This is a genomic window from Oligoflexus tunisiensis (assembly GCF_001748245.1).
GTDB classification, from domain to species: domain Bacteria; phylum Bdellovibrionota_B; class Oligoflexia; order Oligoflexales; family Oligoflexaceae; genus Oligoflexus; species Oligoflexus tunisiensis.
Genome location: NZ_BDFO01000001.1, coordinates 5780542 through 5797402, shown reverse-complemented (window position 1 = coordinate 5797402; position 16861 = coordinate 5780542). Strand labels below are relative to the sequence as shown.

Below are 16861 nucleotides of genomic sequence, written 5' to 3'. Positions count from 1 at the left end.
ATTTTCAAGGCATCAATCTGTCTAATCCTTCACAAGCAGCCAATTGCATTCCGGCCGTTTGAGGGGCTGGCAGCTTTGATACCAGCTGGCATCCTTTTGCAGTTTCCCCACGGCACAAAGCGCTGCGATCCGCGGCCGGGAAATATCAAAGTGCCGACCGACGCCGGCTTCGCTCTTATCAAAAGTCCATAGCTGTTTCCGGGATTGACCTGGTTCGATCACAAAACTTTCTGTGGCGGCCACGATTCCACTGACATCACCTGTCGCGCCGCCGATGACACGAGCCGTCATCACCGCCTGGCAGGTGAGCGGCGTCGTCGCCAGCGATTGGACCTGCACCTGGCCAGTGAGGGTTTTTTCCGTTTCCGTGACCTGATAACTCGCCCGGGAAAATTCCAAAAGCAGATGCTTATTTTCGCAGCGGTCGACATTCCCGGACTCGGCCTCGCAGATATGCCCGCAGTCCTCCATTTCCATCTGGCAGCTCAAGGCGCCTGGATCCGGCAGGGCCTCCGGATTTTCACCAGCATGAGGTTGGATGCAGGACATATGGGTCTGAAGATCAGTCCATTGCAAAGGTTCCTGGACCTTGATTCCTAAAGGCAGCGAGAGACTGCGTTCTGCTTTGAACAAATAAGAGGCAGTTGGCCGTAAAGACTCTCCTTTGTGCCTCACGTGGAGCGAACAGTATTTAGGGAAGAGATCAAGATTCCTGAGTCGCAGATGCCATTGACCGTCCCGGTCTTCGAGCGAGGCGGGCATCATTTTCCAGTCACCCGGATTGAAGCCTTTGCCTTCATAGGCCCAGGCGTTGAGGGATGGTCCCGATAGGAGCATCAGAATCAAGCTTATTGTTTTCATCAACTCGTCCTTTCGTGTGTGAGGAAAAAATAGAGTGTTGTCCTATGGAATCGAGACGACAAAAGCAAATCCTTATTGCACTGATCGGGAATGTTAATCATGCGAAATAAAAAGCGGAACGCATGCAATAAATTTTCTGAGCCATCGTCTCGATTAATGTCCCGAAACACTATGGAGAAATCATTGTCATGAAACGATTCACACTCATTGCGCTGCCTCTGTTCCTGTCACTCTCCGTGGATGCTTTTGCCTGGGGAGGCAATGGCAAACGTCCGCCTTCGGAACCCAAGATCCCGGCTCCTACGGACACCAACAGCAAAACGGAGAGCGGCAACGGTCAGGTTTTCGTCACCGGGAATTTTTCGAACCGGAATGGGACGAAGGAACTTCTCTGTGACATCAAAGGTCAGGTCAGCGCCTACCGTGGCACGGACAGCGTGCTCCTGACGAACTATGTCGACAAACGTGTGGTGAAGCCTTATCGCGAGTTCCAGGACACCTTTGTCTTTGACACGTCGGAGGGCGGCCCTGGTTACAAATTGGACAAGAAGAGCCAGCAGTATCACGCCTCCTGCCTCTTCAAAGGTCCCAATGAAGATCCGGGACAAATTCCGCCTCCCCACACGAAATGCGATCCTGACTATGAGGATTGTGACTGGACCTGCAAGGCCAGCGCCGGCAGTCCGGATCAATGTCAGGATCCTGGCCAGGACTGGTAAGAGCGCAAGGAGCGAAGGGCCGAGGCCCTTCGGCTCCCTATCCTTTATTCACTGAGAAAACCCGTGGCGCCGCTTCCGCTGTTGCACACTCCGTATTCATTCCCGCAAAATCCTTGATGCGATATCCTTCCGGCAAATCCTTGGCAAATGACACGCAGGCCTTGGTCAGAGTCCCGAACTCAAACTTTTGCACCACCGAGGCGGCCAGCGTTCGGGACTGCGCGACCGAACCTTTCTGTGGCCAGGCTTCGCCCAGGATTTTGAGGCGGCAGACGATGGGATCGCGGGTATTCTGCGGATGAAATTGATGGTCCGGATTCCGGTTCTTTTCGTGTTTGGCGTAAACACAGATCTGCTGATCCTGCACTTCCGTCAAAGGCCGATACTTAAGAACCCGCAGCATGCCATGCGCAGGTGGAGCGGATAGAATGATCACAGCGGTCATCAGCCAGCCCTTTTTCATGGGGAATCTCCTTTTGCTTATCGTTACCAGTCGCTCGTGAAAGCTTCCTTGGGAATGGAACGCAATATGGCCTCGGCCTCGGGGTTGGCGTTGCCCCAGGAGGAACCGCGACCTTTCAATATTTCCTGTTGTTCATCCGTCAGACGGATTTTGCCGGGAGCCATGACTTCGACGGTCGGGGTGGGATCCTCCGGGATCTCTGTCACATCCTGAACGTCATGGGTGATAACCGGAAGGTTTCCGGATTCTGCGGCGGCACGGGTGACAGGAGGCGGCAAAGGATCCGGATAAGGTGCGATCACGCGCGGTCCTGCTTCCTTGTGGACAGAAACCTCTTCATGTTCCGTGCTGTCATGCGACTCCACGCTGGGTTGCAACGTGAAGAACACGAGACCCGATCCCATGCACAAGGCGAGAAGACCCGCACCATAACCAAGACAACCCTTCGTATCCTGAGCCTCGTGTCTGGGGTTCATAAAATTCATGCCTCATTAAAAAGAATTAGAATGGGATGCACTCCCAAGGTGACGAAAGTTTCTGACTTTTATTGCGAGCGTTCTCGCAAATAACTTCTGCATGGAATTACGAGGTCTGCGCATCTGCTTGACAAAGCCTATGGAAACAAATTAGTGAAGTGCCGCAACCTTCATTGACTTTGTTTCAACCTAAGGAAATTCCGTATGACTCTTCACAACTCTCTTCTGCAAGCCCTCACTGTTTTCACCCTGGGATTCAGCGCGACAGCGGGACTCGCCAGTCCTGGTCAATGCACCTGGCAGGGAGCCAGTGTCTTCCAAAACAAATGGCTGGAATGCAAAAACTGCAAATGGCGTTACTGTCAATGTCAGCCCGGTGGCAAATGGGGAAATTGCACCAATGAAAAACCGGATGATGGCGCCTGTGATTGGAGCAATCCTGATTGGACCAATCCTTCCTGCCAGACCGATGGCACCAAACCTTGCGATTGGAGCAATCCCGACTGGAGCAATCCTGCCTGCAAAAACGAGGGGGATCATCATCCACCCTGTGACTGGACCCAACCGGATTGGACGAATCCGAACTGCGCCTGAGATTTTTCCAAAGGACGGACCTGCAACATTTGGTCAACTCCAGCGTCAACCTTGAAGTCCACTGACGCATTCGAACAGGAGATTTTCATGAAAAGTTTTTTCAGTCGCCAGATCCTTCGCATTCTGGGACTTGGACTTCTTTGGGGCCTGAGCCCGATGACTCTTGCAGAGCCCGTGCACCTGACCGTCACCGATGGAACCTTCACCATTCCATCGGAAAGTGCAGCCGTCCTCACCATGCGCAGCACGGCCGCGTACGATGTCATCTGTAACGTCAAGGTTGTTGGCATTATCAAAGGGCATGATCCTGGTACCGGCGCGGAGCTGACCGCGCGTCAGTCTTCCGATTCTGTGCTGGGTTTTATCCTGAAAGCCAACCGCGGTCATGAACGGCGTTTCGACTTCACCCGGGCTGTTCAAAACATGCGCCGCACGTGGCGTGATCCGCAGGCAGTTCTGGTGGAAGTGGATCCCATGAGTGTCACCGCGGATTGTGAGCGTTATACCGATTCCCAGCCTGGGGTCACCTGCAGCTGGCAGGGCGCCACGGTTCATGTCGGTAAATGGCTGGAATGCGCGAATTGCGTGTATCGCTACTGCCAGTGTCAAAGCACGGGAGGTTGGGGCAATTGTCGCCACGACCGACCATCCGAAGGCGCCTGCGACTGGTCCAACCCTGATTGGAGCAACCCGGCCTGCAGCGAAGGCGGCAGCAAGCCCTGTGACTGGTCCCATCCCGATTGGTCGAATCCGGCCTGTCAGTGATCTTTTCTGATCACCATCTCTTGTCTCAAGGCCGCCCTGCATGGGCCGGCCATTAAAGTCGTATTGGCATGAAGACGTGCCGATTAGGCGTATTACATTGCTCATAGTGAATAATTGCTATCAAGACTAATAAAGCTATTGTTCAAAGTGAGCGCAGATAACGCCGCCCGCCTGCAGAGACACTTGCCCGAAACATGAAAATTTGGTTATGACGGTTCCGAGAATCAATGGCTCAGCCGAATCTCGTACTAGCAATGGCGTTCCGGTCCATGATCGTAGCAAATTGTTGCGCCATGCGAAGTACCAACGGCGAAGGCCGGAAAGCCGAGACATTCAGTCGAAAGGGGAACATTGTGGGTCACCATCGTAAGAGTCGTTACCGTTTTGAACCAATCAGTATTTCGCTGCTGGCGGCCTTGTGTGCTGTAAGTTTCGAGATCAGTGCCCAGGGTCAGCAGCCTGATCCTGCTGCCGAGCAACCGACCGCGCCGGCGCCAGCTGCATCAACTCCAGCCACCACGAGTGACGCCAAGGCGGACGAGGCTCCCAAAAACAAGGAGCGTATTACTGTTACCGGCTCCCGCATCAAGCAGATCGAATTGGAAGGTCCCAAGCCGGTTATTACGATTGATTCAGCAGAAATCAAAAAAAGCGGCGCCACCAACGTCAACGATTACCTGGAAAAGCTTACGACCGCATCCTTTGGTTCCACCAGCTATGGTTCCGGATACGGAGCGCCGGCAGGAACCCAGGGGTATAACATCCACGGTCTCGGCTCTTCCAATACGCTGGTTCTCTTGAATGGCCGCCGCCTGGTTCGCGACCCGTACCTGGAAATCATCGACCTTTCGATCATTCCAACCGCTGCCGTGGAAAAAATTGAAATCCTCACAGGCACCGCATCCGCCATCTATGGTACAGACGCTGCTGCGGGTGTTGTGAACATTATCACCCGCCAGGATTTCGATGGCATGGCTTTTGGCTACGGTAAAACCAAATCCCACTATACCGGTGGCGGCGATCATGACCAGGCCTATGTTATCGCGGGCACGGCTTCCGATCGGTCCACCAACATCATTACGTTCCAATGGGACGAAGACAGAGGCCAGGGCATCGGAAACCGGCCTTGGGTTGACAAATCCTATCGCTCCATTTTCGGCTATCCCTTCTCCTACTACGGAACGGATAACGGGTTTCATCCAGGCTCCGATTGTGATGCGCAGAGAGTGCTGGGCAAGAACACCTTCTGTTCTTACAACTATATGGATGAATGGAGGCTCTCTGGCCCCATTCAAAAGCTCTCTGTCCTGGATGACTTTTCCTACCAGGTGACCGATAACACCAAAGTTGGTGTCCGTCTCTTCGCGACCAGGAAAACTGCAAGAAGCCGCGGAATTCCAGAGCCTATCGACGAGAGTTCGGACGGATTCATGGTTTCGCAGGCTGCAATCGATGCGAACCATCCTGAACTCAATAACAAACCTGTTGCTCCGAACTACATGCCCAACGATGACCGCGGGGGTGAAGCCGGAGTCTACGTCCACGGTCGCCTTGTGGCAGCTCCTGGATCAGCGACCCGAACGGAACAGCTGACAACATCGGGTACGGCTTCGTTGACCCATGACTTTGACAACGGTGACCAGTTGGAGTTCAGCTTCTCGGAAAGTCGCATCTCGCGGACCCACCACTGGCTGAACCGCTGGGATGAACAGCGTCTGAGCGATGCGATCTGGACCGGCGAATACGATGTGTTTGCTGTGCCTCCTGCCGGCGGTCTCGATGCCTATCGGCTTAATGCTGCGGATACCAATGAAAGTCTGGCACGTTCAGCCGAAATCATTTATTCCGGCTCCTTTGATATCGGTGCACGCAACTTCGGTTATGCTGCAGGTATTTCGCAGATTCGCGAATCCTACCTCAACGAAGCGTCAGCGAACAAAGTCAACGGTCTTATCAAAGGCCTCGGCGGCGGCGGTGGCAGTGGCGAACGTAAAGCCAATGCTATTTTCACCGAGCTGAAGGTACCTATCGTTTCGACTCTGGAAGCCAGCGTTGCGGCCCGTTATGATGACTACACCGATTTTGGTGATGCATTCAACCCGGCGCTTGGTCTTCAGTATCGTATCGGCACGGAATGGTTCTTCCGCGCGAACTACGGCACTGGTTTCAAGGCTCCGAGTCTACGCGATGTCCATGATTCGACCAACACCTACTATACGTCGGCGACGGACCACCTGAAGTGTCAGCAGGCGCAAGCTGCGGGCAATGCGACTGACATTCAAACCTACTGTGAGTTTACGGTGTCGGGTACGATACTTTCGGGCGGCAACCCGGACCTCAAGCCCGAGACTTCAGAAAACTGGAACGTCTTCATTGGTTTTGAGCCTATTACGGGTTACGGCCTGAACCTTCAGTACTACCGAAGCGAGATCGAGGACGGTATCGGCAGCGTGAGTGCGGAACAGTTGACCAAAATGGAGGCCAACGGCATTGCCCTTCCCACTGGAACAGCTATCATTCGTAACCCCGTTACCGGTGACATCACGGGCTTCCTGAGCCCTACAACCAACCTTTCGACCGTGCGTACCAGCGGTTTGGATGTCCGGGCTTATGCCAGTGAGAAATTCGGATTCGGGACCCTGTCCTTCCGTACGGACTATGCCTATGTCCTGAACTACGAAACTCAGGAATTGCCCGGTGGACCTTTCCAAAAGCAGCTTGAAATCTATGGCCCTCGTTGGAAATGGAACAACTCTTTTGGTTATGCCTATGACATCCATGATGTCACGGTCACATCGCGTACCCAGTCGCGTATTTTCAAAGCCGTCCAGAGCTATGGTTATATCGGAGCCTACACTTCGTGGGAGCTGAACTACGGCCTCGAAGTTTCGGAGAACGCGAAGATCAACGTCGGTGGTGACAATATCTTCCGTCAGCTGCCAAACCAGGATGACAGCGACTCTGTCTTCCGTGGGAGCGGTGCCGACACAACCTATTACGCCAAGGTTGACTTCAGAATCTAACATGAGTTGATTTCAGAAACCGAGTCTCTGGAATCACAAATGGATGGGGAAACCTTCGGGTTTCCCCGTTTTTCGTTCCGCCTTGCAGGGCGGATCAATCCTCACCCTGCCCGGAAAGAAACTTGCGCCAGTTGCGGACCAGGGGTTTGGTGCCACGTTCCTCACGGACCAGAAGTTCGTTTTGTTTCACAGGGACAGGAGGTTCCTTGAGGAAGGGATCCTGCTGGCGGAACATTCCGTTCAAACGGAGCGCGCGTTCCACCCGCATGCGTTGCTCCGCGTCGAGGCTTTCATCCAGGACGTGACATTCTCCGGCCTCGCGATAGGCCACGTAGCGTCCTGACCAGAGGGCCACGCGATGCCGCGCCTGGGAGGCGAGCTTCGGATCATCGCTGAGCACGCCCATCCAGTTCAAGGGATCAGCTGCCGTAAGAACGATAAAGTCGGGATCCGGAGGGGCATCGCGACAGGCGCGCAGGGCGTCGATAGCCTCTTTCAGCGCGAACTGTTCACCCCCGACCTTTTCCACAAAGCGGCCACCGCGGATCAATCCACGGGCTTCCAACGTGCGATAAACCACCACGAGTTCACCCCAGCTCGGGGCCAGCGATTCCTTGCGCAAAAGATCGCGGAAGATGACCCCATAGCGTTTGAGCAGCTGCCAGGCCCATTGTTCCAGTCGCTCTTCCTGGCTTAAAGGCAGGCGATGCAAGGCAAAGGGTGCATAACGGCCACCGCTTCGGAAATCGGTTTGATAACGAATCTGCCGGGCATCACGCACCGAAGCGGGCTGCCGGGCCTTGCGATCGGGATTCAGCAGAGGGCGTACCGCGGCAAAGCTGTCGGTCGCGACAAAGCCCATGCTCATGAGTTCGCTCAGACCATCTTCAATCTGGGTGGGCAGGAGCTTGCTGAGCGCATTGATTTCATCGAAAAATAAAGCCCCGCGCTGCTCCATCAGCTGCCAGATTTTTTTCGCGCTGTCGCTCAAGCGATCGACGAGCAGCTCACGCGTCTCCGGAATCACCCAATTGAGCCCCGAGCGGGTCAGAAAACTGAGAGGCGTGGTCCGACTCAGCAGACGATTCCGGTTGGCCTTCTCACCTTTGGGTGGCGCCACATAAATGCGGCCCCAGACCACCTGCCCGCTTTGACAAAGGGCATCCAGTTCACGCCCACGATAACCCTGGACGCGGGCTGTGAAGACTTCATTTTCCCAGACACTGGCCGGCAGTTCGAGCCCCTGCATCATTTCAATCAGAGGCAGAAGATTATCATGCGGTGACCAGCGCTGCTCGGGCATTGCTCTTTGATGGCGAGCCAGAAAACGCAAAAAGACCGCCCGCGATACCGGACGAATCTGCTCGCGCAGACCTTCGATGGTGAGCCGATGCATGCGATGCAAAAGACGCCGCTCGCACCATTCGCGCTCCGTGCCGCTGGACTTGCTGAACACACCGGACAGGATCACACCCAGACTTTCAAGCTGCTGCAGGCCGGCGAGAATTTCATGTTCCGGCAGCAGCAGCCTTTCGCTCAAGGCACGAGCAGTCATGGGACCGAGGCATTCGAGCTGCCCCCGCAGAAGGCGCAGCAGGGCCTTTTGCTGGGCTTCCATATCGGGATTCTGCAATGCAAAATGCTGCGGATAAAGCAGCTGAATCTCGCCATCGAGTTCATAGGCATAGGCGAAACTTTTCGTCCCGAGCGTCAGGATCCGAGCCCGATTTTTCTTCTGCAGCTCCTGGAGCATGCTCTGGTAAAACTGGATCTCATCCACTGGGAAAAACACCAGCTGTTTCAGGGCATCATAAAGTTCATCCGGATCCCGGATCAAAGGCCAGGCGTCACTCACCACCTGCGACAGCGCACCCGGATCGAGAGCGGTCAGATCATTGAAGACCTGCGGCTCCAGCCGATGGCGGGTAGCCAGAGCCCGAATGCGGCGTTCTTCAAGCGGGGCATCATCCAGAAATGCATAAGGGTTCGCATGGATCAATTCATAGCAGAAGGGGGAAGGCTCCCGCGTGTCACGGGCCAAAAGTTCCACCTGACCGGCGGCAATGTTTTGCAGGATCTGTTCGAAACGCACACAGTCCATCGCCTCCTGCAGACAGTCCTGCACCGTCTGCCGTACAAGCGGATGATCCGGAATTTCCAGATCCCCGGTCCGATGCTCAAAACACTGCGTTTGCTGGGGAAAAACAGCGGTCAAAAGATCGTTCGACTGATAGCGCTGCAGATGCGGTGGCACCCGCTTGCCCCCTTTCATGCGCAGCACGGCAAGAGCCCGCGTCGCATTCCAGCGCCAGCGAATTTCAAACATCGGCACATCGAGCAGGGCCTGAATCAGAACCGAGCGTCCATTATGCGGATTCAGCATTTTGAACATCGATTCCAAAGGAAAACTTTGGTTGGGGCCAACGGACAAAAGTATCCCGTTATCGGTGGCGCTGGCCTGCAGTTCAAAGTCGAAACCACGGCAGAATCTTTTCCGGAACGCCAGACCCCACGCGCGGTTGATACGGCTGCCGAAAGGCGCATGCACGATCAGCTGCATGCCGCCGGTTTCATCAAAGAAGCGCTCATACACCACCCGTTCCTGAGTCGGCAGAATCCCGAGCGCAATCTTTTGCGCCGCAAGAAAATCAGCCGCCTGGGTGGCCAGGGATGGATCGATGCTGTAGGTTTTCTGCAAATGTTCCAGCAAGAGACGCCGATACGCAGCCCAAAGTTCTGGATCCTTCTGCGGATCCGGTTCGCGCCACTCCGGGGTTTCCTGTGCGCTAAGGATGTCGTCCGCCTCCCGACGCAGGCGACTCAATTCCTGCGACAGTTCATAGGTCCGTCCTCCCGCTTCACCCTTCCAGAAGGGAATGGTCGGCGGCGCTCCATGAAGATCCTTGACCAGGAGGCTGTCACCCTTAAGTCCAAGGATTTGCCAGGAATGATTGCCGAGCAGGAACACATCACCCTTCTGACTTTCGACGGCGAATTCCTCATCGACCGTTCCGACAAAGGACTGATCATCACCATTGATCACGCGGTAGGCATTCTGCTCGGGAATCGCGCCACCGGACATCACGACCGCAAGGCGCGCGTTCCGCCGCGGTCTGAGTTCATGGTTGATCTTGTCCCAATGCAGATAGGCCCCGCGTCGCGTGGCGGACCCGATCCCATCGGCGAGCCAGCCGAGCGTTTTGTCAAAATCTTCACGTTTAAGGTCGCGGAAGGGCCAGGCTTCCCGGCAGAGATTAAAGATGTCATCCGGCGAACGGTGATCGCAGGCCACGAAGCTGACAATATGCTGCGCGAGGATATCAAAGGGCACTTCGGGAATTTCGATGCTATCCATCGTGCCTTCGCGATAGGCGCGCATCAGGGCCAGGCATTCGATCAATTCGTCCCGGGTCAGGGCAATCAAACGCGCCTTGGGTTTCAATCCGAGGGCGTGACCTGAACGTCCCACCCTTTGCACAAAGGCCGCGATGCTCCGGGGCGATCCGATCTGGCAAACGAGGTCGATCGTCCCCACATCAATCCCGAGTTCGAGTGAAGCTGTGGCCACGATCGCCTTGATTTCGCCTTTTTTCAGGCGATCCTCGGCCATCAGACGCTTGTCCTTGGACAGACTCCCATGATGCGCTGCGACAGCATCCTCACCGAGCATTTCACTCAGCTGGAAGGTGATGCGCTCCGCCATGCGCCGTGTATTCACAAAGATCAGCGTGCTGCGATGCGACTCGATCATCGCAGCGAGCTTGCCATAAAGTTCCCCCCACATCTCGTGACTGCACACCGCGCTGAGGGGCTGATCCGGCACCACGATATCGAGGTCCGCATCCCTTTGTTTCGACACATCAATAATTTCACAGGGTCGTGCGCCGCTGGCGCCACCGACCAGAAATTGGGCGATCGTCTCCAAAGGTTTTTGTGTGGCGGAGAGACCAATCCGAACCGGAGGGCGGGGACAGAGCGAATTGAGATGCTCCAGGCTCAGACTCAAATGCGAGCCGCGCTTGTCCCGGGCGAGTGCATGGATTTCATCAATGATCACGGACTTGATGGAACGCAGAATGGTGCGCGCCCGGCCCGAGCTCAGCATCAGAAAGAGCGACTCGGGCGTGGTCACCAGAATATGCGGGGGATTGCGAAGAATCCGCGCCCTTTCGGTCGCCGTGGTATCACCCGTCCGCAGACCGATGCGAATCGGATCCGGATGCAGACCGGCGGCCTTGGCTGTTTCCATGATTTCCTGCAGCGGCTGCTCCAGGTTTTTCTTCACATCATTCGACAGAGCGCGCAGTGGGGAAAGATAAAGCACCTGAATGCCGGCATCGAGTCCGCCTTCCACCGCCTGACGGAACAGATCGTCGATGGCCACAAAAAACGCGGCCATGGTTTTGCCACCCCCGGTGGGCGCGGCGATCAGGGTATTGCGATGCTGCTGGAGCAGGGGCCAGCCCTGCTGCTGAGCCGGGGTGGGCTCCTTGAATTTTTGCTGGAACCAGTGCTGCAGGATCGGATGAAAACCCTGGAGCGCGGCAGGCAGATCCGGGATGGGGGGGATATCAACAGTCAAATCCAAACGACGATCCTTGCTCACCATGATTCCACCCCATCGGACTAAAATTAGACGAATTTCTTCACGAAATCCTTGCATGCTTCAAAGGAGCGGGTCCTGCATCGAAGAAGCGTCTCCTTCTCCGCACCAAAACTAAAACGATTCCTTGGCGAAATCCTTGAAGGCTTCGAAGGAGCGGGCATCCGCTTCCGCGTTATAGGCTGCGCCTTTGCTGGGATCATTGCCGGCGCTCTTTTCGGTAAAGCTGTGCACAGCATTGCCATATTTATAGAGCTGCCAATCCACTTTATGATCGCGCATCTCCTGCTCGAAGGCGGCCAGGTCTTCCGCCTTCACATAGGGGTCATCGGCACCATGCAGCGCGAGGACCTTGGCTTTGATATTTTTGCCATCCGCAGGCGTGGGACTGTCGAGACCGCCGTGGAAACTGACAACGCCTTTGACATTCGCACCCGCGCGGGCGAGTTCAATCACGCCCGTGCCGCCGAAGCAGTAGCCCACGGCCAGAATCCTGTTCGCATCCACCTCTTTCTGTCCCCGCAGAACATCAAGACCCAGCTGCAGTCGTTCCCGGAACAGCGGGCGATTCCCGCGATAGGTTTCGGCAAGCTTGCCGGCTTCTTCCACAGTTTTCGGACGAATATCCTTGCCGTAAATGTCGGCGGCGAAGACCGCGTAACCCAGCTCAGCCATGCGCGTGGCCTGCTTTTTGGTTTCGTCGCTCACGCCCATCCAGTTGTGAATCATCAGAATGCCAGGCAACTGGCCTTTTGCATTGTCAGGATAAACGAGCAAACCTTGAAAAGCTTCCTTGCCCTTTTTATAGTCCACTGTTTTGGTTTTCACAGCGGCGAAACCCAAGGCACTATTGGCGAGGAAGACAGCCGATACAAGCAGTTGAGAGATCCGTTTCATAATGTTGTCCTTTCCCATATTGACCTGGAAAATTGTATGGGAAGACGTTCGCAGAATTTGCTCAAGCAGGCAAGTGGGAAAGTGGGACAGCGCGCGCTGTCCCGGAAGATCATGCAGAAAGCCTAGCGAAAAAGTGCATCCTGGCGATTGACGCCGGTGCCCACCATGCTGATGGGATAGCCGAGGATTTCCTCCACGCCGTCCACATATTTTCTGGCATTTGCCGGAAGATCCGCCATGCGACCTGTGCGTGGCATCTCCTCTTTCCAGCCGGCAAAGGTTTTATAAACGGGTGTACAGGCAGCGAGCACTTCATGATCCCAGGGGAAATCCTCGATGCGTCCGAGCTTGGGATGCTCATAGGCCACACAGACTTTCACCTCAGGCAGATCGGTGAGGATATCCATCTTGTTCAGAATGATGCCATCATAACCGCTGATCTGAGCGCTGTAACGCAGCGCCACCGCATCGAGCCAACCGCAGCGGCGCGGGCGTCCGGTGGTGGCCCCGAATTCCTTGCCGCGGGTGGCGATCAAAAGCCCGGTTTCGCATTTCAATTCCGTGGGAAAGGCCCCTTCACCGACGCGCGTGACATAAGCTTTCGCCACGCCGTAGATTTTATCAATGCGCTTCGGGGAGAAGCCAAGGCTTGCAAAGGCCCCGCCTGCCGCTGTTTCACTGCTGGTGACATAAGGATAGGTGCCGTGATTGATATCGAGCAAAGCCCCCTGCGCTCCTTCCAGCAAAACTTTCCTGCCGGATTCAATCGCCTTCCGCACCCGCAGTTCCGCATCGCAGATGAAATCCGCCAGCTGTTCCGCCGCTTCCTCGAAACGCAGCCAATCCTCGCGATACACCTCCCGATGGGTGACAAAGCCCTGCACGCTCTGCTGCATCAAGTGATACCAGCGGGCCCGGCGGTCCGGGTTGATAAAATCCCCGAGGCGCAGACCGGTGCGGTTGGCTTTTTCCGCATAGGTAGGCCCGATGCCGCGTTTGGTGGTGCCGATCGGTTGCGCCGATTCCGCCTCTTTTTTGCCATCCAGATGAATGTGCCAAGGAGAAATGACGTGGGCCCGGGCCGAGAGCCACAGCCGTTCGGGCGTCAGTTTCACAAAAGGACTGACCTTGCGCATTTCCTCGACCAGCTGATGGGGATTCACCACCACCCCGGTGCTCAATGCGCTGATTTTACCGGGATGAAAGATACCACTTGGTATCTGATGGAGCACCACTTTTTGGCCGTCCACGTAAAGGGTATGTCCCGCGTTGTTGCCGCCCTGGTAGCGCGTAACAATGTCCGCGCTGTCGGCCATGATGTCGATCCACTTGCCCTTGCCTTCGTCGCCCCACTGCGCTCCGACGAGGATGGTCACGTTACCCATGGGATAGCCCTTCCTGCTGTTGGCGTTTCTCTGCTTTGCATCGGCTTTTTAGCTGATGAAAGCCTGGCTGTCCACTGGAACTGGGGTGCGGACCGTGGTATAGCATGGGGGTCTTCATACCCTACGGAAACTGTCCTCGCGACTTCAGTCGAAAAGGAGCCATCCTTGCCACGATCTTCTCAGGACCAACTCTTTGCTCTGTCCGCTCTTGATGGACGCTATCGTTCCAAACTCGAAAACCTGGCCCCTTTGCTGAGCGAGGCCGGGCTTATGTCGTTTCGTATCCGTGTCGAGGCTGAATGGATACTGCATCTGGTTGATCATCCGGCCCTCCCTGGAGAATTCGAGCTGACCGCTGCGGTCCGTGAGCGCCTGGAACAGCTCGCGAAGCAGGTGCCGGATTCCGCCCTGCTTCGCATCAAGGAGTTGGAAAAAACCACGAACCACGACGTGAAGGCCGTGGAATACTATTTGCGGGAAACCCTGGCCGAAGCCGGTGCCAATAAAAAAATCCTCGCCTTCATTCATTTCGCCTGCACATCGGAAGATATCAATAATCTCGCCTATGGACTCATGCTGCACGAAACGCGGCAGCGCGTGATCCTGCCCACGATGGATCGCATCGTGACGGAACTGGAAGAGATGGCCTTGCGTTATAAGAACCTGCCCATGCTGTCCCGGACGCACGGGCAGACGGCATCCCCCACCACGCTCGGCAAGGAACTGGCTGTCTTCGCCCATCGCCTTTGGAAGCAGCGGCAAAACCTGGCTGCGGTGGCTTTGGAAGGAAAAATGAGCGGTGCGGTGGGCAACTATAATGCCCATCTCGCAGCCTATCCCGATGTGGATTGGGTTTATCTGACTCAGGGTTTCATTGAAAAGCGCCTCGGTCTGAAGCAGAATCTTTTGACCACGCAGATTGAAAATCATGACAGCATGGTCGCCTATGCCGAGGATATCAAACGGTTCAATACGATTTTGATCGGACTCTGCCGGGATATCTGGTCGTATATTTCCATTGAATATTTCAAGCAGCAGGCCAAGGCCGGTGAGATCGGGTCCTCGACCATGCCGCACAAGATCAATCCGATCGATTTTGAAAACGCCGAAGGCAACCTCGGGGTGGCGAACAGTCTCGCGACACACTACAGCGATAAGCTTTTGATCTCACGCTGGCAACGTGACCTCTCCGATTCCACTGTGCAGCGGACACTCGGAACCTTTATTGGCCACGCGGTGCTGGCCTATGAGTCTTTCCTGAAGGGCCTCAGCAAGATCAGCCCGAATGAAGAGGCGATCGCCGCGGATCTTAATCAATCCTGGGAGGTCATGGGCGAAGCGATTCAAACGGCCATGCGGCGCTTTGAAATCACCGATGCCTATGAGCGTTTGAAACATGCCACCCGCGGTCAAACGGTGGCCGCTGCGGATCTGCAGAAGCTGATTCGCGATTGCCCGGAACTGCCCGATGCGGTCAAGGAACGGCTGCTCGCCATGACACCGGCTGATTATGTGGGCTGCGCGGCGACCCTGGTCGATCGCTTTGTACAGGAGCGTCGTGATGCGGATCAGTGAAATCGCAGCTTATTTGAAGGCCGGCGTGGCCAACCCCGAGGCCGGTGATCCCGAGATTACCGGAGTCGCGGGCATCAAAGTCGCCGGGCCCGGGGATATCACCTTTCTCGGCAGCACCGCGTTTTTGCAGTTTATTCCCGAATCCCGAGCCACGGCCCTGATCACGCGCGATGTGCAGGCGCAATTCAAGGGACCGCAGATCCTGCACAAGGATCCGCATTTTGCTTATGCCAAGGTCGCTTTGCTCTTTCACAAAGTGGACCATGGCCCCCAAGGTGTGCATCCGACCGCGATCATCGAGGACGGCGTCACGCTCGGCAAGGACGTTACCATCGGTGCCTACACCTATGTGAGCCGCGGTTCGATCATCGGCGATCGGGTGGTGCTCTATCCTCACGTCTATGTTGGTCAGGATGTGGTGATCGGAGCGGATACCGTCATGCATCCCCAGACCGTTATTTACCATGGTTGCCGGATCGGTCAGCGTTGTCTCCTCCATGCCGGCTGCGTGATCGGCGCCGATGGTTTCGGTTTTGCGGTGAGCGGCGGTGAAATCTGCAAGATTCCGCAGATCGGCATCGTGCGCATCGAGGATGATGTGGAATGCGGCGCTTCGGTGACCATCGACCGCGCGGCCAACGGGGAAACACTCATCAAGCGCGGCTGCAAATTCGATGACAAGGTCCACATTGGACACAATGTGGAAGTCGGAGAGCATTGCATGTTCTCGGCTTATGGGGGTGTGGCCGGTTCCTCGACCATCGGCGACTGGGTGCTCATGGGGGGACACTCGGGGGTGGCGGATCACCTGCATGTGGTGAGCGGCACCCGCATTGGGGCCAAGACCGGGGTGATTGAGAATATCGATAAGCCCGGCACCTATGTGGGCTTTCCTGCCGAACCCGCCGGTGATTGGAAACGGGGCGTCGTCTATATGCGGCATATGAGGGAGCATTTCCGCAAGATCCGGATCATGGAGGAACGCCTCGCTCAGTTGGAAGGAAAATTCAAGGATGCGCCCTGAATTTCTGGTGCGTGAGGCCCGTCTGGAGGAAGTCGAACGACTCTGCGACTTTCAGGTGGCCATGGCCCTCGAATCGGAAGGACTGACGCTGGATCGGGACACCGTCCGGCGCGGTATCCAAAGTTTTCTGCAGAGACCCGACGAGGGCACCTACTACGTGATCACGCAGGACGAGGTTCCGGTCGGTTGCGCCATGGTGCAGCACGAATGGAGCGACTGGCGAGCCCGGCGCGTGCTTTGGCTTCATTCCGTTTTTGTGATACCGGCCTATCGGCGCCGTGGCGCCCTGCGCAGTCTTTATGCCTTTCTTCAGGATCGGGTCCAGCGTGACCCCGGCCTGGCCGGTATCCGCCTCTATGTTGACAAGGAAAATAGCCAGGCTGAAGACAGCTACCGACGCCTGGGAATGACCGATGCGCACTACAAACTCTTCGAGTGGCTGAAAAGCGAGAGCTGACGTCCTTCTGCTGTTTCCC

Annotated in this window: 13 protein-coding genes; 7 read left to right on the top strand and 6 right to left on the bottom strand. The window is 55.9% G+C overall.

Annotated features, from left to right (window positions below; translation table 11 throughout):
* Positions 1–21: 21 nt before the first annotated feature.
* On the bottom strand, positions 22–861 hold the full coding sequence (locus OLTU_RS23950) for a hypothetical protein (protein ID WP_141735276.1): 840 nt from the start codon (positions 859–861) through the stop codon (positions 22–24).
* A gap of 188 nt (positions 862–1049) precedes the next feature.
* On the opposite strand from OLTU_RS23950, the gene OLTU_RS23945 reads away from it, so the two are divergent.
* Positions 1050–1580, top strand: a complete 531-nt coding sequence (locus OLTU_RS23945) for a hypothetical protein (RefSeq protein ID WP_141735275.1) — start codon at positions 1050–1052, stop codon at positions 1578–1580.
* Between the two features lie 37 nt (positions 1581–1617).
* Here the strand turns inward: OLTU_RS23945 and OLTU_RS23940 are convergent, their stop codons facing one another.
* Both OLTU_RS23940 and OLTU_RS23935 read right to left on the bottom strand, forming a co-directional pair.
* A complete protein-coding gene (locus OLTU_RS23940) occupies positions 1618–2043 on the bottom strand; it encodes a hypothetical protein (protein WP_141735274.1) in 426 nt (141 codons plus the stop codon).
* Between the two features lie 23 nt (positions 2044–2066).
* The gene (locus tag OLTU_RS23935) at positions 2067–2519 is read right to left on the bottom strand and encodes a hypothetical protein (RefSeq protein ID WP_141735273.1); all 453 of its coding nucleotides are present in this window, start codon (positions 2517–2519) and stop codon (positions 2067–2069) included.
* Positions 2520–2723: 204 nt separating this feature from the next.
* On the opposite strand from OLTU_RS23935, the gene OLTU_RS23930 reads away from it, so the two are divergent.
* The 3 genes from OLTU_RS23930 to OLTU_RS23920 all read left to right on the top strand — a co-directional run bounded on the left by OLTU_RS23930 (position 2724) and on the right by OLTU_RS23920 (position 6901).
* Positions 2724–3113 (top strand): hypothetical protein, encoded by a 390-nt coding sequence (locus tag OLTU_RS23930; RefSeq protein ID WP_141735272.1) that lies wholly within the window; start codon positions 2724–2726, stop codon positions 3111–3113.
* An 87-nt stretch (positions 3114–3200) separates the two neighbouring features.
* On the top strand, positions 3201–3878 hold the full coding sequence (locus OLTU_RS23925; RefSeq protein ID WP_141735271.1) for a hypothetical protein: 678 nt from the start codon (positions 3201–3203) through the stop codon (positions 3876–3878).
* A gap of 353 nt (positions 3879–4231) precedes the next feature.
* Positions 4232–6901 carry a TonB-dependent receptor plug domain-containing protein gene (locus OLTU_RS23920; protein WP_176736909.1) on the top strand — a complete coding sequence of 890 codons (2670 nt, stop codon included), beginning with the start codon at positions 4232–4234 and terminating at the stop codon, positions 6899–6901.
* A 94-nt stretch (positions 6902–6995) separates the two neighbouring features.
* Here OLTU_RS23920 and OLTU_RS23915 read toward each other — a convergent pair whose 3' ends face one another.
* From OLTU_RS23915 to OLTU_RS23905, 3 genes are all read right to left on the bottom strand, one after another.
* On the bottom strand, positions 6996–11510 hold the full coding sequence (locus tag OLTU_RS23915) for a DEAD/DEAH box helicase (RefSeq protein WP_176736908.1): 4515 nt from the start codon (positions 11508–11510) through the stop codon (positions 6996–6998).
* 108 nt (positions 11511–11618) lie between these two features.
* Positions 11619–12401: a dienelactone hydrolase family protein gene (locus tag OLTU_RS23910; RefSeq protein WP_141735268.1), complete on the bottom strand. Its 783-nt coding sequence runs from the start codon at positions 12399–12401 to the stop codon at positions 11619–11621.
* Positions 12402–12523: 122 nt separating this feature from the next.
* Positions 12524–13786: an adenylosuccinate synthase gene (locus OLTU_RS23905; protein ID WP_141735267.1), complete on the bottom strand. Its 1263-nt coding sequence runs from the start codon at positions 13784–13786 to the stop codon at positions 12524–12526.
* A gap of 165 nt (positions 13787–13951) precedes the next feature.
* Between OLTU_RS23905 and purB the strand changes: the two genes are divergently transcribed.
* Genes purB through OLTU_RS23890 form a run of 3 tightly spaced genes read left to right on the top strand, consistent with a single transcriptional unit; the run spans position 13952 to position 16842 of the window.
* Entirely contained in the window at positions 13952–15361 is a 1410-nt protein-coding gene (gene purB / locus OLTU_RS23900) for an adenylosuccinate lyase (RefSeq protein ID WP_176736205.1), read from the top strand.
* Positions 15348–16385, top strand: coding sequence for a UDP-3-O-(3-hydroxymyristoyl)glucosamine N-acyltransferase (lpxD, locus tag OLTU_RS23895; RefSeq protein WP_176736907.1), 1038 nt, complete (start codon positions 15348–15350; stop codon positions 16383–16385). Before purB ends, lpxD begins: the two co-directional genes overlap by 14 nt.
* Entirely contained in the window at positions 16375–16842 is a 468-nt protein-coding gene (locus OLTU_RS23890; RefSeq protein ID WP_141735264.1) for a GNAT family N-acetyltransferase, read from the top strand. The genes lpxD and OLTU_RS23890 overlap by 11 nt, the downstream gene beginning before the upstream one ends.
* The last annotated feature ends 19 nt before the right edge of the window (positions 16843–16861 follow it).